Below are 22,629 nucleotides of genomic sequence, written 5' to 3'. Positions count from 1 at the left end.
CCGGCTGCGCCGGAACACTCTTGGCGGCTTTGGGCATGGCGCCGCGCTGACGCGCGGCGCGTGCGCTTTTGGCTAGATATGCGCACCATTGGCGATAATGCTTGGCTTGGCGTTCAAGGTCTCGATTGAGAACCCTGCCAAGGCTTTGTACTTTTCCGCATGTGCGGCAAGGTCGGCAGTTGGAATGATGCTGTCGATGTCGTCAAAGTCACCGCCGCACAGATCCTCGACCTGTTGCAGCACACCATCGGGGCCGTTGCCGGAGCGGTTGGCTATACCAACTCCGGTGGCCACCGGGCGAACATCGTCTTCGAAGGCTTGTAATGCCGCGGCTGTTACGCCGTGTTGCAGGATTTGGGCGCCGATGATGCGGGCATCAATGATCGCCTGTCCGGCACCGTTTGAGCCAACGGGATAGGTAGGATGTGCCGCATCGCCCATCAAGGTCATATTGCCAAAAGTCCATTGAACCAGCGGGTCGCGATCAACCATCGGATATTCATAGACAACTTCAGCACCTTTGATCAGGGCGGGTACATCGATCCAGTCGAACTGCCAGTCAGCAAAGTCAGGTAGGAAATCGTTGATGTCAGCGGCGCGGTTCCAGTCTTCTTTCTTCCACGGGGACGAGGGGTCGAAGCTTTTCTCGGCAATCCAGTTGAGGGTTGCGATGCCGTTTTCATCCGGTTTGGAGATTGGATAGGCGACGAGGCGCACTTGGTCGTGTCCGATCATGACCATGGCTGCGCCACCCAGCATTGCCTTGGTTCGGGTTGTTGCACGCCACAGAATTCGACCATTCCAAACCGGAGCCCCTTCTTCTGGTGCGATCTGTGCGCGCAAAGCCGAGTGAATACCATCGGCAGCAATCACCAGGTCTCCGTCGATATGGCGGCCATCGGCCAGCAACAGGGTTGCGCCGCTGTCTGTGTTTTTAAAGCCGCTGGCACGGGCACCTGTCGTGATGCAATCTGGTCCAGCACGGTCCAGTAAAACGCGATAGAGCATCATCTGCAGCTCACCCCGGTGCACTGAATACTGGGGCCATGAATAGCCTGCCCAAGTGCCGCGAGGTTCTTCCCAGATGGTTTTCCCAAGCTTGGAATAGAAGCCGTATTGCTGCGTTTTGACGCCGATAGCATCCAACTCATCGCCTAGATCAAGGTCTAACAACTCACGTACGGCATTGGGCTGCAGGTTGATGCCGACACCCATTGGTTTGATTTCGGATGTAGATTCATAAATGTGAAAAGGTACACCGATTTGGTGAAGGGTGAGACCAAGGGTTAGCCCGGCAATGCCACCACCTGCGATAAGAACAGTCATAAAGTATACCTCCCAAAATTTGGCACTTAGGATGCACTTGGGAGGGGCGTTGAGCAAGAACGCATAAATACTGAGCGGTAGGGCTTAGGTCTTAGAGGCGATAATCAGGTCTGGGCCAAAAATGATATCAGCGTGATCTTGCAGATATATTTTGAGCCAGGGTGTGAAGCGGTCGGGGTAGCGGGCCACTTCGGCGATCAGGTCGTGATAGTCCACCCAGCGGGTTTCCATCACCTCATCGGGGTTTACATCCAGCTCCAGCGACCGGTGTACATGTGCCAAAAACACATCGACAACCTCGTGCTCGATCAAATTATTGCCGACATCGGCACGATATTCCAGATGGTGGCGGAACTCGGGGTATAGTCCGGTGATACCCAGCTCTTCCTCTAGGCGGCGTACCGCGCAGGTCGCGGATTGCTCTTCCCACATGGGATGGGTGCAGCAGGTGTTCGCCCATAAACCCGGTGTGTGGTATTTGCCCATCGCACGGCGCTGTAGAAGGATCTCAAGACCTTTAACAACAAAGACCGAGACAGCTTTGTGCTTTAGCCCTTTTTCGTGGGCAAGAAGTTTGTCTGTTGGTGTCAGAGTGCCGTTCACCCAGGCTGGGATCAAATTGCTCATTCGGGATCCGCGATAACTACGTGTTGGCAGCGATAACTGGAAGCTTTGCCGGATGCATCGCTAATATCAGAAGTTCCGGAATGCAATCACATCTAAGGCCGCGGCGTGTCGTCGCGGCCTTAGGGATTGATCTAAGAAACAACGCTTAGTTGGTTGCTGGTTCTTCTGTGGCATCTGCCTCTGGGGCCGCTCCGGATTCAGCATCGGGTTCTGCTACAGGAGCAGGGCTGACGCTGGCCAGGAAGGCATAGATGTCTTCGCCACCCTTTTTCAGCTTGAACGACATTTTGGATTTGGCTTTGCCGTTCCCTGAGACTTCACGCAGATATGATTTGGGATCGGTTACAAATGCTGTGAACGATTCTTCGTTCCAGACCAGCCCACCTTCACCAGCAGAGACCAGATCTTTGCCGTATTTGAAGCCTTCGGCGGTACCTGCAATGCGGCCAGGAATGCCCCAAAGGTTCGGGCCGGTTTTACCGCCTTTGACAATGACTTCACCCGCAGCGTCAACCACGCTGTGGCAGGCTTTGCATTTTTTGAACGCCTTTTCACCTGCGGCGACATCGCCTTCGGCAAATGCGGGAACGGCCAGAAGGCTGACAAACGCAGCTGCGATGAGTTGTTTCATATGTTTGCTCCAGTTTTGGTGGCTAATGAAAATACGAGCCCTGGCGGGACAATAGTCAACTGATGGAGCGCGAGTTTGATCTATATCAGCTAAAAATCGCGTAGTTGGCCAAATCAGGGACTTTTCCAGCAGGGCATCAAATCATTCGGTTCTGGGGTTGCATGATAAACTGCTCGAGCCATAGCACGACTGAGGCATACAGCCGCAGCGTGACCGATTAGGCCCTGATCCGGTTCAATATTTTGCAATGCAGCGTCGGCTGTGCTGAGAGCAAAAACCAAATCGCCATCCCAAGGGGTATGCGCAGGCACAGCGGCGCGAGCAATGCCGTCATGCGCGGCCGTTGCCAGCCGTTGGCATTGTGCCTTGGTCAGGGGAGCGTTGGTTGCAACAATTGCAATTGTGGTGTTCCCACGTTCATCCGGCACAGGCAGGTTTCCGGCTTGTTCCAGCATCCGCTTTTTCTTGCGGCTGTCTTGGCGGTCAATCAAACCTGCGGCGGGATCTGGCCCCAACCCGCCAAATTCACCGTCAATTTCAAATGGGGCTGCCCAAAAATGGCGATCCCCTGGTGTGGTGACACTTCCCAACGGGTTGACCGCGACCAAGGCCCCGACGGTGGTTCCATCGTCTAGCACCAGCGAGGAAGAGCCAAGCCCACCTTTCAGCATTGCCGTTAACGCGCCTTTGCCTGCGCCAAAGCTGCCGATGTCAAAGTCTTCACTGGCTTTTTCAAGTGCCGCGCGGCCAAGGGCGCGATAGGGATTTTCATGCCAGTCCTTGTTGCCACCATTTAGCAGGTCAAACAGAATTGCACCGGGTACCAAGGGGATGATGGCTGACCCCAACTGGAAACCGCGACCGCGCGCCCGCAGTCCATCGACCACGCCAGAACAGGCATCAAGCCCATATGCAGAACCACCTGATAGAACCAGCGCATCAACCGCTCCGGCGGACCGGTCTGCTGCAAGCAAGTCAGTTTCACGCGTGCCAGGTGCGCCGCCCATGACATGCACCGACGCGGTGAAGGGGCGGTCAGCGGTCAGCACGGTTGCACCTGACTTGAGTGCATCGTCTTGTGCGTTGCCAACTTTGAGGCCGGGGATATCGGTGATCAGGTTCTTGGGGCCTGGTAACATGCTTTAGATCCTTGGTTTAGGAGCAGCAGTCGCTGGATCTCCCGACCCTGAATTGGGTTTGCCCTTTGGTTCTATCAGCAGGACTTTGCATTCGTTCTCGGCACGTGGGCGATGGGTAACGCCCTTGGGCACGATAAAAAGCTCGCCTGCGCGCACGGTTTCAGCTTCCTTGCCCTCTATGTCCATCACCATTTCACCTTCGAGAACGAGAAAGAAATCGTCGGTGTCGGCGTGGAAATGAAAGGGATACTCGCCTTGGAACTTAACCACCATAACGTCATTGTTGTTGTAATCGGCCACAACTTTTGGGTCCCAGTGGGAGCTAAAAAGCGCCAGTTTGTCGGCAAGGTTCACCCGGCTCATATGCAACGGCCTCCGTCGACTTCCATCGCAACACCTGTGACCATGCTGGCTTCATCCGAACATAAAAAACAGGCTGCATTTCCCATGTCTTCGGGAGTGGAGAAGCGTCCGATTGGGATAGTGGACAGGAACTTGGCCCGGATTTCCGGGGTGTCCTCACCCATAAAGGATTTGAGCAACGGGGTTTCACCAGCGACAGGATTGATCGCGTTTACGCGAATGCCTTGCGGAGCCAATTCAACCGCCATGGTCTTGGTGGCGGTGATCATCCAGCCCTTGGAGGCGTTGTACCAGTTGAGGTTTGGCCTAGGTGAGATGCCAGCGGTGGACGCCACATTCAGAATCGCTCCAGATCGACGTTCTTTCATGTGAGGAACCAAAGAGCGGGCAGTGAGATAGACCGATTTCATATTCACGTTGAAAACGCGATCAAAATCTTCTTCGCTGACCTCATCCAATGGGGTTGGCAGGTGGGTAACACCGGCGTTGTTGACGAGGATATCAACCTGGCCAAACAGGTCGATAGCGGCCTGCGCCATCTGATCAACTGATGGCGCGCTTCCTACGTCGACAGTCTGTGCAAATGCAGCCTCACCACATTCGGCGGCCAGCATATCTGCGGCGTCGCCGTTGATGTCTGCAATCATGACGCGGGCGCCTTCGGTCAGAAATTTCTGAACAATTCCAGCCCCAAACCCGGATGCTCCGCCTGTTACAATTGCTGTCTTTCCTGTTAGCCGCATGGTCTTCTCCCCGTTTACTTAGCGGCAAGGTAGCAGTGTTGCGGCTGGGTGCAATCGGCGGTTCAGTCGTCGCTGATTTTACCCCGCGTCGCTTTTATCTCGCTGCGCTGTTTCTTAGCGGTGATGCGACGCTGGACTGATCCACGGGTGGGCTTGGTGGCGATACGGCGTTTTGGGGCGACAAGCGCTTTGCGGATCAGCTCTGCCAGGCGCTCACGTACCAGATCCCGATTGCGTTGTTGCGAGCGGGTTTCGTCGCAATACATGACAATGGCACCTTCCTTGGTCCACCGACGCCCCGCCAATCGCCTGAGGCGGTTTTTAACGGGTCCGGTCAGCGCTGGGCTACGGTCCGCCTCAAAGCGTAGTTCAACTGCGGTCGAAACTTTGTTGACGTTCTGCCCACCGGGGCCGGATGCGCGAACAAATTGTTCTGACATCTCCCAGTCTTGGAGGCTGATTTGATCATTGATGCGCAGCATCTGTAGGTGTCCTTTGGATTATTGCGCAGTCAAGTCGCACAGAGGTATTCTATCTAATTATGATCCCGTCGCTGATTATGCTATACGCAGGCGCAGATAAGAAATTTGAAAAGCAGTATTATTATACGAACTTAGACCTGGCTAGGGTTATTGATGAACACAGTATTCTCAGTGTCTCCAAAAGTGTTGGACGAGTTTCAGGTTGCAGACCCCGTTCTTGTTGCCGAAACAGCAATCGCAACAATCTGGAAGGTGCGCCGCCGCTGTGGCGGCTTGGCGGTGTTGAAGATCTACAAAAAACCAACAATGGGCAACGAGCGGCCGGGATTTGAGTTTCTTGCGGCGATGAATGGGTGCGCTGCGGTTGAGATCTATCAAACCAGCACCAACGCGGCGCTTATTGAGTGGTTGGATGGTGGAGCACTGGGGGATTTGACAAGAGGCGGACAGGATCAGCTGGCGAGCCAGGAGCTGGTTAAAGTAGCCAACAGGATACATGCAGAAACCAGCAGTTTGCGCCTCAAAGATCTGCCTGTTTTGGAACAGTGGTTTGAGGGATTGTTTGAATTGAAACTTTCGGCGGGCCTTGCCGACTGCGATCAACAGAACCTGCGCTGGTGTCAGGGGAAAGCCAAACAGCTTCTTGCCTCACAACAGGATATCCGCCCTTTGCACGGGGATTTGCATCATGACAACGTCATGCTGGGCACAAGGGGGTACTGTGCGTTTGATGCCAAGGGTGTGTTGGGCGAACGGTGTTATGAACTTGCCAACGCGATGCGAAACCCAAAGGGCGCGCCAACTCTTGTTGGTGATCCAGCCAGGATCAGATATTTGGCTGATTTTTGGTCGCAGTCATTCTCGGTGGATCGTCATCGTTTGCTGCAATGGGCTGCGGTGAAATGCGCGCTATCAATTGCCTGGCGCAGTGGTCCGGAACTGAAGCAGGACGCTGAGCTAGGCATGCTGTCGACACTGCTTGGAATATTGCATGAGAGCTGACGAGCTCCACTGCATACAGCAGGTTCTAAAAACCAAAAGGGCTGTCCGAAAGCGTAACGGACAGCCCTTCTTGAGCTTCGGAGGTGCGCCGGTTAGGCGGTTACCAATCCAGTTTTCAATTTGCCAAGGGCTGCCCTAGCAAGCTGTCTCCAGAACTGTTCCGACACTACACCCCAATTTCCCAATAGACATTAGAGCACCTCCTTTCTGTTGTTACGCATGGCCTGAGCCTGCCACAAAAAACGGAGATGTCAAAACAAAATCATGTGGTGCTGGGTGTCAGCTTCCCCACGATGATGCGGAACGGTACCAGAGCAATCAGCGCCAGGCTGAGTTTCACCAACCAGTCGGCAAAGCCCAAAGTGACCCACAAAGGTGCGATTGGACCGCTGTTCATGAACGGCATACCTTCCCAGGCCCAGTTGATCGCAGCGTCGGCGTCGGGGCCGAAGAACGTCACACTGGCAGAAAATGCGATGGTAAAGAACAGGGCTGTATCAAGCGCGGAACCGATAAGTGTTGAAGCCAGTGGCGCACGCCACCAAGAGCCCTTGCGGAAGCGGTTGAACACGGCGACATCGGTCAACTGGGCCAGCAGGAAGGCTGTGCCCGAGGCAACTGCGATGCGCAGTGGAACGGCGGCATAGGTATAGCCATCGCCCTGCAGCATGATCTGACTGCCAACCAACGAACAGAAAACACCGGTTACAAAACCAGCAAATACGACCTTGCGAGCCGCTTGGGTTCCATAGACGCGGTTCATGATGTCGGTGACAAGAAATGCAAGAGGATAGGTAAAGGCGCCCCAAGTGAGGAGGCCGTCGAGGACCAGGAACTGAACCAGAATGTTTGAAGCCACCACAATGGTAGCCATGGCAAGAATGCCGGGGAGATATGCACGTTTCATTTTTGAGCCCGTTTTTACAAGGTAGCGGCGACTTGGCCTGCCCGATTGGCAGACGGCTGGCTCAGTTAGCCGAGGTTGCTGAATTTGGCAAGCCTGTTCCAGAGATCGATGGTCTCCCGTCTGTCGTCAGCATCTTTGATATTTGCCTCCCGTTGGGCCCGGCGCCGCGCTTTTGCGCGGCGCCGGGCCCAAGTCAACTGTGGATGACTTGGCAAAGCCAGGGCACTCAGTTGGCACGGGAGAGCTACGAGATTGAAATATAGTGATTTGGGTTAGTCGGGCAGGGCGTATTCAACCAGTTCCGTGCGCTGCAAAGCCAAGAAATTGTCATCTGAAATCAGAGTAGCGCGAAGCGTTCCAGTGCTGTCTCGCCAAATTGATAGGCCTTCGAGGTTGTCGTGGTTTCCGGGAGAGGTTTTGAGCAAGGTGTACTCGTTTGCGGGGCCGTCTGCGGTGATATCCCAGCGCCTTAACCGGCTGCTAAAGCCAAACAACCCATAATTACGCTCTAGCACATACAGCCGCCCATCTGGGCCAAAATCGGCGCTGACCGGTAGAAAGCCATCACGTGAGGGAAGGTTGAATGCATTGGCCCAATTCGTTCCATCCCAGCGCCACACCGGGATTTCACCGGTGCTATTCAAGGCACGCTCTGGCAGGGTGTAGAGGTGCCCAGCGTCATCAATCGCTAACGATTCCAGGGCCTTGTTGATAGGTAATCTGCGAAATGCCTTTGGTCGGGGGAGGACCTGGGCGCTGCTGCTGGCGGTTTTGTGGCGCACCACGCGTGCTATGCCTTCGAAAGAGATGTAAATGGTGCCATCCGGCGCGATGGCGAGACCCTCGCTATCGACAATGCGGCCTCTGAGGAACTTGCCCGATGAGGAGCGCAACGCGCGCGTGGTTTTGACCTTGATGCCAGCGATATTGCCTTGCGATCTTTGGATTTGAGCTGTGACCAGCGTTGCCCGATCACTTAGCACTGTCAGGGCTTTACCATCTTGGCTAATGGATAAGGCCGAAAAACCGCCAAACCAGTCTTCGCTCATGCGCCAAGTGTAGCTGCCCAGGTATCTTGCGGTGCCTTGCTGCGTTTGAGCTGGCTTGGCGGCAGCATAGGCTGCCACCGCCAATGTAGATGCAACAACAAGACCGAAGGCTAGTTTGACTGAAGTACCGAGGCGCATTGCTGAGGAAGATCCGCTAGTGTGTAATCACGACGAGGTTTGGGTTTTGGCGCGTTGGGGTCCACGGGTTTTGGCGGCGGTGGGTTTAGAATATTATTGACCCACTGCTGTGCATCGGCGCAGCCATCCCCGGCGGGTGGCTCCGCTTGGTTGGTGCATCCGCGCGCGCCTTTAGGACATTTTAGGCGTACGTGGAAGTGATAGTGATGCCCCCACCAAGGGCGGATTTTACGGAGCCAGCGACGGTCGCCGGTTTCGTCGTTGCACATCTGAACCTTGGCACCCGGGAACACAAAAATACGGGCCACGCGCTTGTCTTTGGCAGCGGCCCGCAGGATGGCGTGGTGCTGTGGTGTCCAGCTTGCGTTCACATAGGCGCCTTTGTTTCGGCGCATAGAGATAGACGAAATATTCTCGCGGGCACTGGCTGACAGGTTGAGTCGATCCGGGGGTAACATCCAGATATCAATATCCAGGCCAACTTGATGGCTGCGGTGGCCAGATAACATCGGCCCGCCACGTGGCTGACTGATGTCACCGATATACAAGCCCTTCCAACCCCGTTGCCTGGCAGCAAAACGGCTGAGCTTTTCTATGAAATCAACGGTTTCCGGGTGGCCCCAGTTCCGGTTGCGAGACAGGCGCATGGCCTGCCAGGTTGGCCCGGTTTCTGGTAGCTGGACCGCACCAGCCACACATCCCTTGGCATAAGATCCAAAGGGGGCGGGTTTTTGTTTGGAGCCGGTTGGTTTGGCCCCGAACAATTGTTTGGCCGCGGTTTCCGCGCTTGCCGTACTGGTCAAACTCAAAACTAAAAACAAACTGGCAAGTAGGTGCTTCACTCCTGATCTCCTTCGGCTCGGACCCATATCAGTAGAATCAGCCCCAGTATAAACAGGACGACCACTGGCGATATGCCCAAGCGTGCGCTGCCGGTGACAGTGGTGGCAACCCCAATCAGCATTGGCGCCAGAAAGGCGGTGGCGCGACCCGATAAACCGTACAAGCCAAAGCTCTCGGTTGGGTATTCTGGGTTGGTATGGCGCACCATCAGGCTGCGGCTGGTGGCCTGCAAGATTCCGCCGAAGCCGCCGATCAGTACACCGCAGCCAAAGAATATCGTGTCAGGCAGTGTGGAACCTTCGGCGAGCGGGATGCCAAACAGTTGTTCGCGTGACATGCCAACAACGGTGATGCAGACCAGTGTCAGAACAATGATGGAAGCGATGATAACAGGTTTGGGTCCAAACCGACGGTCAGCACGACCTCCGATCCAACAAAAAATGGCAGACGAAATTGCAGCAACGATGCCAAAAATGCCAATTGAGGTAATTTCCCAGCCCAGTACCAATCGGGCATAGACTCCACCAAAACCATAGAGGCCATTTAGTGCATCGCGGTACAGCATGGACGAGCCGAGATAGCTGGCAAGGCTAAGCCGGTTACGCAGGTTGGCAATGGATCGCACCACAAGTCGAATTGCATCGCCAAAGCTGCCTCGTTGGCCTGTGCTTTTGCCATCCCTGACCCACAGGAAATAGGGGATCATGAAGACAGCGAACCAGATTGCGGTGATTGGACCAACTGCGCGGGTGCCTTCCTTGGCATCGGCGTTCAGGCCAAAAGCTGGGCTTAGGCCAGCCAGAGTTTTGCCGTTGCCTTGTTCAACAAACAGCAGCAGCAGGATGAATAGCGCGATGACGCCGCCCAGGTAGCCAAAGGCAAACCCTGACCCTGAGATTTTGCCGACATCGTCCTTGTCACATAGAGAAGGCAGCTGCGAATTTACAAAAATGAGTGCAAATTCGGCACCGATAAAGCCGATGCCAAAACTGATCAGCATCCACCACAGGTTTGATCCTTCGGGATCCATGAACCACAGGCCCCATGCCCCGACCAGATACATGACTGAAAAGGCCGCAATCCAAGGTATGCGACGGCCAGAAATATCCGCCAGAGCACCTAGGAATGGGCCGCCAAAGCCGATGATCAATCCGGTTACGGTCAGGCACAGCGACCAGATGCTTTGCGCCTGCGCCTTGGCCGCCTCGTCTTCAAGCCCTTGGCCCATAAAGAAGTCAGCAGCGACGGCGGCAAAGAATGGGCCAAAGACAAAGGTGACCAACAATGTGTGGTAAGGTTGGCTCGCCCAATCGAAAAAATACCAACCCCAAATGCGCTTACGCTTTGAAACTGCCTGCATATTCATCCCCCAAAAGTCTTTTAGGTTGTATGACAGGGGTGGTTGTACTTAGGCAAGCTCATCTTGCATCGGTGGCCAGGGGCGGGTGGCGTCTGCTTGGCACCAAGCTTTGATCCAATCGGGCATTGGTGGTGGCGTTGTGTCGGTATGCCCCATTGCAGCCAGAACTTGTTCTGGTGGGATGATGCCACCCTTTCCGGTCACGGCAGAGCGAAACATCACATGGCTGGCGCATTCGCCATTTTTCTTCCACATGGACTGTTCCAAGTAGATGAATTTGTCATCCCAGGTCACCGCCCGGCTGCGCATTTCAAAGCGTTCAAACCCGCGGATGCGGCGGCGAAAGCGAACGGTGCTGCCTGCCATGGTCATCCCCCAACGATGTTTTGATATCGCAGCGATCAACCCAACTCGTTGTGCATTCATGGTGCGGCCCAGATCATACAGTGTCATGGCGCGGCCATTGTTGAGCTCCAGCCAGATATCCAGATCCCAGGGCCAGCAGATGTGATGCGACACATGGGTATCAGTCAGGCCCAGCGGCGGCATGCGGCGCGCAAGGAACAGATCTTTGATCAGGCGAACAATTGGGAACATGGGTAAGACCTTTGTAATCTGTGCCTGTCATGACCCATGCAAAGGCGGCGTCAACCACAACCTTGCGGAAGGCTTGCGATTTGCGGTGAGGCTGCTTACCTGTGTGCCAAACTGAAAAGGAATTGTGCAAATGATGGCAATCTATGGACCGCTGGATCTGATCCTGGGTGTGGTATACTTTGTGATGATCGCACATATCATCATGAGCTGGCTGATCAATTTCCAGGTGTTGAATCTGCACCAACAGGTTGTAGGGCAGATCTGGGATGGTTTGAACCGGCTGTTAGAGCCAATTTATCAGCCGCTGCGGAATATCCTGCCCAACACACAACCGTTGGATCTGGCACCGCTGGTTGCAATTTTGATTGTCATCTCGCTGCGCGCATACATTCTGCCAACAATGTTCGGCTTTATGTAAGACTGATGAGCCTTGCCCGGCTGCACTGCCGGGCAACCACTTGCTCCTTGAATCTTGGTGTGAGATTGTGCGGCCCAAACGAGCAGCAGCACACTCACGACGAGGCCCTCCGCCCCCATGACAGATAGCACGGCCCTGTCGGGCGCCTCCCCGCTTTTACGCGATGTTTTTGGCTTTGATGCTTTCCGCCCCGGGCAGGAAGAGATCGTCGACGCTGTAACCGCAGGTGAGAACGTATTGGCGATAATGCCAACTGGCGGCGGTAAATCCCTGTGCTTTCAATTGCCGGCTTTGATCCGCGAAGGGGTGACGGTGGTGATCTCGCCTTTGATTGCGTTGATGCGGGATCAAGTGCGCGGGTTGCAAGAGGCGGGCGTTGCAGCTGGGGCGCTGACATCCGGCAATACCCAAGAAGAAACCGATGCTGTTTGGGAAGCGTTAGAAGCTGGACGGCTGAAGCTGCTTTATATGGCGCCAGAGCGTTTGGCCTCGGGCGCGGCGATGGGTATGTTGCGGCGCATTGGCGTTAGCATGATCGCGGTGGACGAGGCGCATTGTGTTAGTCAGTGGGGTCATGATTTCCGACCAGATTACCTGCGTATTGGCGAGTTACGGCAAGCGCTGGACGTGCCGTTGGCGGCCTTTACCGCCACAGCAGATGCAGAAACCCGCGATGAGATTGTCCAAAAACTGTTTGATGGTCACCCCCCGCGTGCCTTTCTGCGGGGATTTGATCGCCCCAATATCCACCTTGCCTTTGCTGCCAAGAACAGTCCGCGGCAGCAGATCCTCAGCTTTGCAGCAGCGCGCAAGGGGCAGTCGGGCATTGTCTATTGCGGCACTCGTGCCAAGACCGAGGCCTTGGCCAAAGCCCTGCGGGATGAGGGCCATGTGGCCTGTCATTACCACGGCGGTATGGAGGCCGAGGACCGGCGGAGTGTTGAGACCCGGTTTGCCCGCGAGGATGGGTTGATTGTGGTCGCCACCGTGGCCTTTGGCATGGGCATTGATAAGCCGGATATCCGCTGGGTGGCCCATGCCGATCTGCCCAAAAGTATTGAATCCTATTACCAGGAAATTGGCCGCGCTGGTCGCGATGGGGCGCCAGCAGAAACCATGACCCTGTTTGGGTCCGATGATATCCGATTGCGGCGTAGTCAGATTGACGAGGGACTTGCTCCACCAGAGCGTCGCGCCGCTGATCACGCTCGGCTAAATTCCCTGCTGGGACTTGCCGAGGCGCTGTATTGCCGCCGCAAAAACTTGCTGGGATATTTTGGCGAAGAGGCAGAACCCTGCGGTCACTGCGACCTGTGTGATACGCCTGCCGAAGTGTTTGATGGCACCACTGCAGTGCGCAAGGCGCTGTCGGCTATTTTACGCACCGAAGAGTGGTTCGGTTCGGGCCATTTGATCGATATCCTTGTTGGTAATGACACCGATAAAATCCGCGCCCGACGCCATGATCAGCTCTCGGTCTACGGATGTGGCGGCGAATACGACAAACGGCAATGGCAGGCGGTGTTTCGGCAAATGATGGGGCATGATTTGGTGCGACCCGATCCCGAACGCCTTGGCGCCCTAAAGATGACCGAGGCAGCATTGCCGGTGCTTAAGGGCAAGGCCGAGATTGAGCTGCGCAAGGATTCCATCAAGAAAGCTAATCGTCGTCCGGCGGTCAAAGCACTGGTGTCTGAAGAGGATGCGCCCCTGTTGTCGGCTTTGAAAGCCAAACGCCGGGCGCTGGCCGAGGCGCAGAAAGTTCCGGCCTATGTGATTTTTCCGGACCGTACCTTGATTGAAATGGCTGAAACACGCCCCACTGATCTGGATGGGATGGCCCATGTGGGCGGGGTCGGGGCCAAGAAGCTGGAACGCTATGGCGATACCTTTCTTGAGGTCATCAACGGGGCTGTTGAAGAAACCCACCCGGCCCGCCGTAAACTAGCAGGTCGTTCGGCTGGGTCTGTTTATGACGCGCTTTTGGAAGTGCAGGGGCAATTGGTGCGGGGCGACGATGGTACTCAAAAACCGCTGAGTTGCTCCGCCAGCCTGCTGGCCAAGGTTGCACAGATGCGCTCGGATGATGCGACGGGGATGGACCGATTGCTGGGTGACCGCCGCGCTGAACGATTTGCATCAGCGTTTCTGGACGTCCTGCGTGCACAGGGTTAGACAAGACCGAAGTTGAACAAGGGGGCAGGGATGCTTGTAGCCATCTCACCGGCCAAACGGCTGGACTGGACAGAGCGTGATGTAGCAGTAACGCAGCCAGATTTTCAGGACGATGCCATTCGTTTGGCCAAAACAGCGCGCAATCTGACGCTGGGTGAGCTGAAAAAACTGATGTCCCTGAGCGATGATCTGGCCAAGCTGAACCGTGACCGGTTCCGGGCCTTTGCTGATGACCCTGCCGCAGATGTCACGCGCCCTGCTGCACTGGCTTTTGCTGGCGACACCTATCTGGGGCTTGAGGCGGGATCGTTAGACCAAGAGGAAATGGCCTGGGCACAGGACCATCTGCGCATCTTGTCGGGCCTGTATGGGGTTTTGCGGCCTCTGGATGCCATTCAGGCCTATCGGTTGGAAATGGGCAGTCGGCTGAAAACCCGTCGTGGCAAAAACCTGTATGACTATTGGCGTGACCAGCTGAGTAAGTCGTTGAATGCGCAAGGCGAAGCGACCGGTACTCAGGTTCTGGTGAACTGTGCCAGTCAGGAGTATTTTGGTGCGGTAGCACCCAAGGCGCTGAAGCTGGACCTGATAACGCCTGCATTCATGGAAGATAAGAACGGCACACCCAAGGTTGTCAGTTTCTTTGCCAAACGTGCCCGGGGCGCCATGGCGCGCTATATCATTCAGAACCGGCTGGTTGATCCTAAAAGTCTGCTGGATTTTGAAAGTGGTGGGTACGCCTATCGGGCGGATCTTTCCACACCTGAAAAACCGGTGTTTGTGCGCCCATACGTGAGCAAATAAAGCCGAGTTGTTTTAAGGCTGGATCGACTGCGTCTCTTCCGGGGCATGTTTTTCGATGTGCTCGTGAATCACGGCTTTTCTCAGCGGTTTGGTTAAGTAAAAATCTAAACCGGCCGCTAAGATCCCCTCTGAATCTCCATCCATCGCATGCGCCGTCAGCGCCACGATTGGAACGCGGCTACCTGTTTTGGATTCGAGCTTCCTGATTTCGCCTGTGGCTTGCTTGCCGTCCATTTTGGGCATGGAAATATCCATAAAAATCAGATCTGGCTTGAAATCTTCAAAAGCCTCGACCGCTTCTACTCCGTTGTTAGCAAAGCGAATGTCGATGTTCAGATCTTTGACCATTTTACGAAAGACCAGCTGATTTGTCTTGTTGTCTTCTGCGGCTAGTATTCGCATTTGACGGGGCTTGTCGTGCAACGGTTCCTTGTTAAGTTGCTCCACCTCAGCAGGGGAACTAGTCGCAGGAACAGGTTGGGCTTCTGTCACTGCAGCCACATTCTTGGATGCGCCGCCGCGATGGCGCGCGCGAAAACTGGGAAGCTCAGTGACTTCAGCCTTCTCTGATGTGGGCTTGGTTTCTTTGGCTTCGACCTCGATCTCTGTGGTATGCGGTGGCGGCGACTTTTTCTGGGGTATTGCTGCGCCTAGCTCAGCAAGTTTGGAGAAAAGACCATCCCGAAGAACGGGCTTTTGTAGTATTCCCTGGATCAGTTCTTTCGTGGAATTGGTTTGGGCGAAGTTTGAGTTGGAGCTCAGCAACAGGAACGGTACATCTTTCCAGCCCTTTTGCCGCAGGGCAGTGGCCAGTTCCACACCATCCATTCCAGACATGTTATGATCACTGATTACCAGATCAACGGTGTCATCCATTTTCTCTAACGCTTCGGTTCCAGAAGTTGCGGTTGTTACTTTTGCTCCCAGCAACTGCATTTGTTTTTCCAGAATCTCACGATTCATGGACAAGTCATCGACAATCAGGACGTGACGTAAAGTAGCCGGTAGAGCAGCAATCTCGGGCTGCGGTCCCTCTGCTATTGGCAGCGGGATTCTGAAGCCAAAGCAGGATCCTTGTCCTTCTTCGCTTTCGACCCAGACAGATCCGCCCATCAATTCGATCAGGCGCTTGGAAATTGCCAATCCCAGACCGGTGCCTTCAAACTGGCGATTGCGTTCATCTTCGACCTGATTGAATTCACCAAAGATGTGCTGGATCTTTTCTTCGGGGATGCCGATCCCTGTATCTTCGATGGAGACATGAACGGCGCAGGTTGCACCATCCACGTCGGGAACGCCTGTGATGCGCAGGGCCACATGGCCTTCTTTGGTGAATTTTACCGCGTTGCCAACCAGGTTGGTCAGGACTTGGCGCATGCGACCTGGATCTCCGACAAAGCGGGTAGGCAGGAACAGGTCGTAATCCACCAGCATGGACAACCCTTTGTCGCGAGCAGTGGGTTGCAGCAGCATCACCACCTCGTGGAGGCAACGTTCCATATCAAAGTCTTCGCTGTGTATGACCAGCTTGTCGGCTTCGATTTTGGAGTAGTCGAGCACATCGTTGATGATAACGAGCAGGGCCTCGCCCGAGTTTTTGATGGTTTCGGCATAGAGCCGCTGCTCATCGGACAGACTGGTGTCATTCAGCAATTCAGCCATGCCCACAACCCCGTTCATCGGGGTGCGGATCTCATGGGACATGTTGGCCAGGAACGCAGATTTTGCACGATTTGCGGCCTCAGCCCGCGCACGGGACGTACGCAGCTCTTCTTCATAGTGAACCGTTGACGTTATATCCAAGGCAAGGCTTACGACGTCGCCGCCATGACCCCGCTGGTCAATGAGTTTGATATAGTTATTGTTCCAAAGCCTGATCACAACCGGTTCTGGTGTCGGGGACAACCACCGGTCGGTCATCATACTGCGCCATTCGTCCGGGTTGTGCTTGCCGGTGTTAACCAGGCCCTCGTCTGTCAGGATTTGCAGGATCCGAATATAGGAAACTCCGGGGCAAACCTCTTCCAGCTCATCGAACATGTTCAAATAGGAGGTATTTGCGCCAATAAGTTTGCTATCGGCATCAAAGAACGCAAATCCATCCTGAATGGTCTGGATCGAATGCCACAGCCGTCGTTCGGCAACTTCGATCTTTTCATTGGCGACGTGAAGGTCGGATTTAACCTTTTCATTCTCGTCTCGGACCGTGGCAACTTCGTCTTTAAAGGTGGCAACCTCTGCCTGTGTCGCACCGATTTGTTTGGTCAATGCAAGGGCGTGGCGGCCCAACTTGCGATTAGCAGCCGACAGCTCCGCTTGCTTTAACTCAAGCAAGCGTTCTGCAGCTAAGCGGGCCCGCCGCTCATCAGCAAGTTTATTAGCAATGGCCATCCCTGCGGACTCCAACGGCGAAAAATGGGGCGTTTAGACACCCAGTTCAATCCAGAGCGTAAAAAGCGTTCCGAGATAACTACTTTGACGTCCTTGCTATGTGGTTAACTGCGTGCCAGCCTGAACGTGGATTTGGAGGGTGTCATGTTGCGCGCGATATTGGGTGTATTTTCGTTTTTTATCATTGGCTTATCGAGTATTCTTCCGGCGGTGGCCGAGTCGCCGGTTCCGCCGTTTCGATTTGTCGCAACCAAGGATGTCGACTTCTATGGGTCTGATCTGCAAGCGATTTTTGATACGGACCTCCAGAGTTGCGTACGCGTCTGCGCAAGCCAGAGCAACTGTGCGGGTTTCTCCTTCAATTCGAGATCGAATTCCTGCTTTCCCAAGAGCGCAATAGGCCAATCGTCACCATATGAAGGGGCGTTTTCGGCTGAAAAACGCCAAATCCCAGAGTCGATTCGCTCTATGGGAGAGCGACGCGCCTCAGAAATCGACTTCTTGAGGGCGGCTGACTTGGAGCGTGCACGTGATCTGGCACGTGACGTTGGACTGCGTCATCCAGCAGGTGATCGTGGTTTGGATCAGCTGATCAAAACTGCCCGCTCTCGCGCACAAGTGGGGAGCAATCTGGCCGCAATGCGTTGGATGGGCGCTGCTGTTTCAGTGGGCGATCGGGCGGATCTTTGGGCAGATTACGCCGACTATTTGCTGAAGGTTCATAACGATAGCAGCCGACAGAAACGCCTGCTGCGCGAACGGGCCCTATCAGCGGCAATTAACAGCTATTTGCGTAGCGAATCCAAAGGTGGCCAAGTCAACGCACTGATTACGGCGGCCAAGGCGTTGGATGTTCTTGGTCGTGGTCGGGACATGCTACCTGTGTTGCGTTTGGCCGAAGATATCCAACCGCGTCTGGCGACGGCTGAAATGCTCGACAAAGCCATCGCCAAATATGGATTCCGGGTCAGCGATAGCACAATTGAGAGCGACAGCGCTGCACCGCGTATCTGCATCGAGTTCTCTGAGGCGCTTGTCAAAACGGGTGTCGACTATGGCGACTACTTGAAACTTCCTGATGACCGCATGGTGGCCGAAGCCTCAGGGCGCCAGCTGTGTATCGACGGGGCAGAACATGGTCAGCGTTACAGCCTGACACTGCGTCGGGGAATGCCCGCCGCCAGCGGTGAAACATTGTACAAGGATATTGAGCTATCCCACTACGTTCGCGACCGCAGCCCATCGGTCCGCTTCCCCGGACGGTCTTATGTTTTGCCCAAGTCCGATCTAGCTGCGCTACCGATTGAAACCGTCAACCTGACCGAGGTTGAACTGCAACTGCGCCGGGTTAGCGACCGGAATCTATTGCGCGCGGTACAAGAGGGCATGTTTGGCCGCCCCCTGTCTCAGTGGCAGGACGAGTATTTTTCCAGTGACATCGCGCAGGAAGTTTGGACCGGCAGCGCCGAGGTGCAGAGCGATTTAAATCGCACTATGACCACCCGACTGCCATTGGCCGAGGCTATCGAGGGTCAACCGGTTGGTATTTATGCGCTAAGCGCCAAGATCCCCGGAGCCGACCCGTATGACAACCCGGCAGCGACGCAGTGGTTTGTGCTGTCTGATCTAGGGATCAGTTCGATGTCGGGTGCCGATGGTCTGCATTTGCAAATCAATGGCCTGTCTGATGCTATGGCAAAATCCGGGGTCGAGATCACTCTGGTGTCGCGGGCCAACGCGGTGCTGGGCACTGCCATCACTGACAAGACCGGCTATGCCAGCTTTGCTCCGGGACTGTCGCGTGGCCGCGGGTCTGCCGCGCCAGCATTGATATTAGCTCAAAATGGCGATTCGGATTTTGGTTTTCTGTCTCTGACAGATCCGGGATTTGACTTGTCTGACCGTGGGGTAGAGGGCCGCCCGGCTCCTGGTCCAGTTGATGTATTCCTGGCCACTGACCGCGGGGCTTATCGCGCGGGTGAAGTCATGCATGTGACCGCATTGGCGCGGGATAGCCAGGCACAGGCCATTCGTGGGTTGCCACTCATTGCGATCCTGTCGCGTCCGGATGGCGTGGAATACAGTCGCCATATTTCTGATGGCGGTCAGGTTGGTGGCCACGTCTTTTCACTTCCTGTCGGTGTGTCAGCCCCTCGTGGTTCCTGGAGATTGGACATAAAAAGCGACCCCAAGGCTCCGGCTCTGGCCAGTCGCCAGATTTTGGTCGAGGATTTCTTGCCAGAGCGGATTGATTTCACACAAGAGCTGCCCTCGGGGGGCGTGCGTCCGGGCGATAGCCCGCCATTGTCAATCGAGGCCCGTTACCTGTTTGGCGCACCCGGCGCCGGTTTGAAAATTGAAGGCGAAGTCAGCCTGCGCGCAGCTGCAACGGTTGAAGATTGGCCCGGCTATAAGTTTGGCCGCTACGATGATCGCAGCACCACCCAAACCAGCTATTTTGGTACTGATACAACGGATGCCCAAGGATTGGCGAATGTTGGGATCACGATTCCAACAGGGGCGGCTGAGGGTAAGCCGATGTCAGCCACAGTCACAACACGGCTTGCCGATGGTTCGGCTCGTCCTGTTGAACGTCGTTTGACCGTGCCAGTGCGCCCCGAAGCTCCGGTTATCGGTATCAAACCCTTGTTCGAAGATGTTGTCGGTGAGGGGAGCGAGGCTGGATTTGAGATCATTGGCCTAAGCCCCGAACTTGAAGCGATGCCGATGCAGGTGAAATGGACCCTGAACCGGGTTCGAACCCATTACCAATGGTATCAGCTGTACGGTAACTGGAACTGGGAGCCAACAACGCGCCGCACCCGTATTGCAACTGGCGAGGCGACACTGTCTGACGCGCCTCTGTCCCTGTCGCAGCCAGTTGACTGGGGGCGCTATGAGCTGGTGATCGAACGGCTGGACGGCAGCGAGCATGTTTCGGCGGCAATGGATTTCTATGCAGGCTGGTATGCTCCGTCCGATGGGTCTGCTACGCCAGACCGGCTGGAACTGTCACTGGACCGCGAGGCTTATCAGCCGGGCGACACTGCCCAGCTCCGCATTGTGCCAAGGGCTGCTGGGACTGCGTTGATTTCGGTGATGGCAAGCGGGTTGATCGAACGTCACGCGGTTGAAGTGCCCGCCGGGGAAACCGTGATTCCACTGACCGTAACCGACGATTGGGGCAGCAGCGCCTATGTCAGCGCCATGGTGATCAAGCCGATGGAAGGTGCCAATGACAAAACTCCTGCGCGGGCGCTGGGACTGGCCCATGCCAGTATCGAACAACCCGGCCAGCAGTTGACGGTAACCGTGGATGTGCCCGAAGTGGCACGCCCCCGCAGAACAGAAACCGCGACAATTCGTGTTGAGGGGGCCAAACCAGATGACGAGGTCTGGCTCAGCGTGGCAGCTGTGGATCTGGGTATCCTGAACCTCACCGGTTTTGAGAGCCCGGACCCAAGTGCGCACTTTTATGGTCAGCGCCGTTTGGGCATGGAGCTGCGTGATGTCTATGGTCGCCTGATCGATGGTCAAAACGGCGCGCTGGGACGGGTTCGCTCCGGTGGTGACGCCGACAGCGGCATGCGGATGCAGTCGCCTCCTCCAACGCAGGATCTGATGGCCGTGTTCTCAGGCCCGTTGCAGGTGGATGGCAATGGCGAGGTCCAATTCCCCGTAGATCTACCTGCCTTTAATGGCACGGTGCGGCTAATGGTGGTCGCTTGGTCCGGCCATGCGGTTGGACAAGCCGAGCAGGACATGCTGGTGCGCGATCCAGTGGTTGTCACCGCCTCGGCCCCTCGGTTCCTGGCACCCGGCGATGAAAGCCGTGTGTTGCTTGAGGTCGTGCATGCCGATGGCCCAAGTGGCGAGATGCGACTCTCGGCCAAGGCCTTGGGGGTTGGGCTGCAATTGGGAACTTTGCCGGAGAGCTTCAATCTAAATGAACAGGGCAAGGCGGTTCTGGACCTGTTGGTTGTTGCGACCCAAGTTGGCGACCCCGAGATTGAGCTGAACGTGACTACTCCTGACGGCAAAATACTGACGCAGACCCTGCGTCTGCCTGTGCGCGCCAATGATCCGGTTGTCTCACAAACCCGGCGGTTTTCGTTGGGGGCGGGGGATAACTTCCGTTTCAGCGAAGATGTTTTTGCCAACCTGCGCCCCGGAACAGGCAAGGCGGTTCTCTCGGCTGGTCCTTTGGCGAAATTCGACGTTCCGGGACTGCTCAGCTCGTTGGATCAGTACCCATATGGCTGCACCGAGCAGGTCACATCCAAGGCGATGCCGTTGCTGTATCTGTCCTCGGTCGCGCAGGCCTCGGGGCTAGGCAATGGACCAGCGGTGCAGGCACGGGTAGAGGATGCCATTGCCAAGGTTCTGACCCGCCAGGCCAGCAATGGGGCCTTTGGTCTGTGGCGGGCCGAAAGCGGGTATTTCTGGCTGGATGCCTATGCCAGTGATTTTCTGAGCCGCGCACGGGCTCAAGGATACGATGTCCCTGATCAGGCTTTCCGCCAGGCAATGGATAACCTGCGCAACCGGGTGAACTATGCCTCAGACTTCGACAAGGGCGGCCGTGACTTAGCCTATGCCTTGTTGGTTCTTGCCCGGGAAGGCGCTGCCTCGATCGGGGATCTGCGGTATTATTCGGATGTGAAGGGCGAGGCTTTTGATACCCCACTGGCAGCGGCCCAACTGGGGGCAGCCTTGGCGGCCTACGGCGATCAAACCCGTGCCGATAAGATGTTCACACGGGCCAGTTATATGCTGGGCCGGATCAAGCCCGAAGCCTCGCTGTGGCGGACCGATTTTGGCACCAATCATCGTGATATGGCAGGTGTTCTGGCCTTGGCAGCCGAGGCAGGCAGTGATGCCATCAATCGAGATGACCTGAGCAACCGTATCGTTCGTGTTAGTGCGCAAAAGTCCACGCAAGAAGCCGTATGGACCTTGATGGCTGCGCAGGCCTTGATCGATACACCCGAGGAATCGGGCCTGTTGGTTGATGGCCAGCCCGTGACTGGGGCTTTTGTTCAGGTGCTGGAAGCGGATGCCGCAGGGCAAGCGATTGATATCTCTGCAGCTTCGGGGCGAAGCACTGATATCACCCTGACCACGTTAGGCGTGCCTTTGGTCGCGCCCGACGCAGGTGGTACTGGCTTCACGCTTGAACGGGAATACTACACGCTGGACGGCACCCGAATTGATGACCGCGAGTTTGCGGTGGGCGATCGGTTTGTCACCGTTCTGCGCATCATCCCACACGAGGATCTGGGCGCGCGGCTGATGATCAATGATCCGCTGCCCGCCGGGATCGAGATCGACAATCCCAACCTGCTGCGCTCGGGTGATCTGCGTGACTTGGACTGGCTCGATCTGGGCGAGGCCGAGCATAGCGAGTTCCGATCGGATCGGTTCCTGTCAGCCGTAGATTTGCGGGGCACTGGGCGGGTGACGCTGGGCTATATTGCCCGCGCTGTTACCCCCGGCAGCTTCCACCACCCGGCAGCCTCGGTCGAGGATATGTACCGCCCAGCCTATCGCGCCCGCACTGAAACGGGCCGTGTCATAGTCCGGTGACATCTCCGACGAAACCAACTGAGGGGTCCGGCCCGAACTTGAGGCCGG

18 protein-coding genes are annotated in these 22,629 nt (G+C 55.8%); 5 read left to right on the top strand and 13 right to left on the bottom strand.

Going from position 1 to position 22,629, the window contains the following annotated elements:
• Positions 1–72: 72 nt before the first annotated feature.
• The 7 genes from AC2T28_RS03255 to arfB all read right to left on the bottom strand — a co-directional run bounded on the left by AC2T28_RS03255 (position 73) and on the right by arfB (position 5,311).
• Positions 73–1,326, bottom strand: coding sequence for a flavin-dependent oxidoreductase (locus AC2T28_RS03255; protein ID WP_486747508.1), 1,254 nt, complete (start codon positions 1,324–1,326; stop codon positions 73–75).
• A gap of 84 nt (positions 1,327–1,410) precedes the next feature.
• Positions 1,411–1,953: an isopentenyl-diphosphate Delta-isomerase gene (locus tag AC2T28_RS03250; protein WP_486747507.1), complete on the bottom strand. Its 543-nt coding sequence runs from the start codon at positions 1,951–1,953 to the stop codon at positions 1,411–1,413.
• Positions 1,954–2,098: 145 nt separating this feature from the next.
• Positions 2,099–2,584 (bottom strand): c-type cytochrome, encoded by a 486-nt coding sequence (locus tag AC2T28_RS03245; RefSeq protein WP_486747506.1) that lies wholly within the window; start codon positions 2,582–2,584, stop codon positions 2,099–2,101.
• 113 nt (positions 2,585–2,697) lie between these two features.
• Positions 2,698–3,723 carry a P1 family peptidase gene (locus AC2T28_RS03240; RefSeq protein WP_486747505.1) on the bottom strand — a complete coding sequence of 342 codons (1,026 nt, stop codon included), beginning with the start codon at positions 3,721–3,723 and terminating at the stop codon, positions 2,698–2,700.
• Positions 3,724–3,726: 3 nt separating this feature from the next.
• Complete coding sequence (locus AC2T28_RS03235) at positions 3,727–4,086, bottom strand: cupin domain-containing protein (RefSeq protein WP_486747504.1); 360 nt, start codon at positions 4,084–4,086, stop codon at positions 3,727–3,729.
• Positions 4,083–4,829 carry an SDR family oxidoreductase gene (locus AC2T28_RS03230; RefSeq protein ID WP_486747503.1) on the bottom strand — a complete coding sequence of 249 codons (747 nt, stop codon included), beginning with the start codon at positions 4,827–4,829 and terminating at the stop codon, positions 4,083–4,085. The genes AC2T28_RS03235 and AC2T28_RS03230 overlap by 4 nt, the downstream gene beginning before the upstream one ends.
• A gap of 62 nt (positions 4,830–4,891) precedes the next feature.
• Positions 4,892–5,311 (bottom strand): alternative ribosome rescue aminoacyl-tRNA hydrolase ArfB, encoded by a 420-nt coding sequence (arfB, locus tag AC2T28_RS03225; RefSeq protein ID WP_486747502.1) that lies wholly within the window; start codon positions 5,309–5,311, stop codon positions 4,892–4,894.
• Between the two features lie 153 nt (positions 5,312–5,464).
• Between arfB and AC2T28_RS03220 the strand changes: the two genes are divergently transcribed.
• Positions 5,465–6,313 carry an aminoglycoside phosphotransferase family protein gene (locus AC2T28_RS03220; RefSeq protein WP_486747501.1) on the top strand — a complete coding sequence of 283 codons (849 nt, stop codon included), beginning with the start codon at positions 5,465–5,467 and terminating at the stop codon, positions 6,311–6,313.
• A 262-nt stretch (positions 6,314–6,575) separates the two neighbouring features.
• Here AC2T28_RS03220 and AC2T28_RS03215 read toward each other — a convergent pair whose 3' ends face one another.
• From AC2T28_RS03215 to AC2T28_RS03195, 5 genes are all read right to left on the bottom strand, one after another.
• Positions 6,576–7,220 carry a queuosine precursor transporter gene (locus AC2T28_RS03215; RefSeq protein ID WP_486747500.1) on the bottom strand — a complete coding sequence of 215 codons (645 nt, stop codon included), beginning with the start codon at positions 7,218–7,220 and terminating at the stop codon, positions 6,576–6,578.
• A gap of 272 nt (positions 7,221–7,492) precedes the next feature.
• Positions 7,493–8,407 (bottom strand): esterase-like activity of phytase family protein, encoded by a 915-nt coding sequence (locus AC2T28_RS03210; protein WP_486747499.1) that lies wholly within the window; start codon positions 8,405–8,407, stop codon positions 7,493–7,495.
• Positions 8,380–9,249 carry a penicillin-insensitive murein endopeptidase gene (gene mepA, locus AC2T28_RS03205; RefSeq protein WP_486747498.1) on the bottom strand — a complete coding sequence of 290 codons (870 nt, stop codon included), beginning with the start codon at positions 9,247–9,249 and terminating at the stop codon, positions 8,380–8,382. The genes AC2T28_RS03210 and mepA overlap by 28 nt, the downstream gene beginning before the upstream one ends.
• Positions 9,246–10,610: an MFS transporter gene (locus AC2T28_RS03200; RefSeq protein WP_486747497.1), complete on the bottom strand. Its 1,365-nt coding sequence runs from the start codon at positions 10,608–10,610 to the stop codon at positions 9,246–9,248. Before AC2T28_RS03200 ends, mepA begins: the two co-directional genes overlap by 4 nt.
• A gap of 48 nt (positions 10,611–10,658) precedes the next feature.
• Positions 10,659–11,207 (bottom strand): acyl-CoA thioesterase, encoded by a 549-nt coding sequence (locus AC2T28_RS03195; RefSeq protein WP_486747496.1) that lies wholly within the window; start codon positions 11,205–11,207, stop codon positions 10,659–10,661.
• Positions 11,208–11,337: 130 nt separating this feature from the next.
• Here AC2T28_RS03195 and AC2T28_RS03190 point away from each other — a divergent pair, with 130 nt between their 5' ends.
• The 3 genes from AC2T28_RS03190 (at position 11,338) to yaaA (ending at position 14,604) form a co-directional block, all read left to right on the top strand.
• Positions 11,338–11,625, top strand: a complete 288-nt coding sequence (locus tag AC2T28_RS03190) for a YggT family protein (protein ID WP_486747495.1) — start codon at positions 11,338–11,340, stop codon at positions 11,623–11,625.
• A gap of 117 nt (positions 11,626–11,742) precedes the next feature.
• Entirely contained in the window at positions 11,743–13,800 is a 2,058-nt protein-coding gene (recQ, locus tag AC2T28_RS03185; RefSeq protein ID WP_486747494.1) for a DNA helicase RecQ, read from the top strand.
• Positions 13,801–13,830: 30 nt separating this feature from the next.
• On the top strand, positions 13,831–14,604 hold the full coding sequence (gene yaaA, locus AC2T28_RS03180) for a peroxide stress protein YaaA (protein ID WP_486747493.1): 774 nt from the start codon (positions 13,831–13,833) through the stop codon (positions 14,602–14,604).
• A 12-nt stretch (positions 14,605–14,616) separates the two neighbouring features.
• Here the strand turns inward: yaaA and AC2T28_RS03175 are convergent, their stop codons facing one another.
• Positions 14,617–16,995 carry a response regulator gene (locus tag AC2T28_RS03175; RefSeq protein ID WP_486747492.1) on the bottom strand — a complete coding sequence of 793 codons (2,379 nt, stop codon included), beginning with the start codon at positions 16,993–16,995 and terminating at the stop codon, positions 14,617–14,619.
• Positions 16,996–17,139: 144 nt separating this feature from the next.
• Here AC2T28_RS03175 and AC2T28_RS03170 point away from each other — a divergent pair, with 144 nt between their 5' ends.
• A complete protein-coding gene (locus AC2T28_RS03170) occupies positions 17,140–22,581 on the top strand; it encodes an alpha-2-macroglobulin family protein (RefSeq protein ID WP_486747491.1) in 5,442 nt (1,813 codons plus the stop codon).
• The last annotated feature ends 48 nt before the right edge of the window (positions 22,582–22,629 follow it).

It is taken from the genome of Parasedimentitalea nitratireducens, from assembly GCF_057444295.1.
Note: the sequence above shows the minus strand (reverse complement) of the source record. Positions and strands in the feature narration are given on the sequence as shown.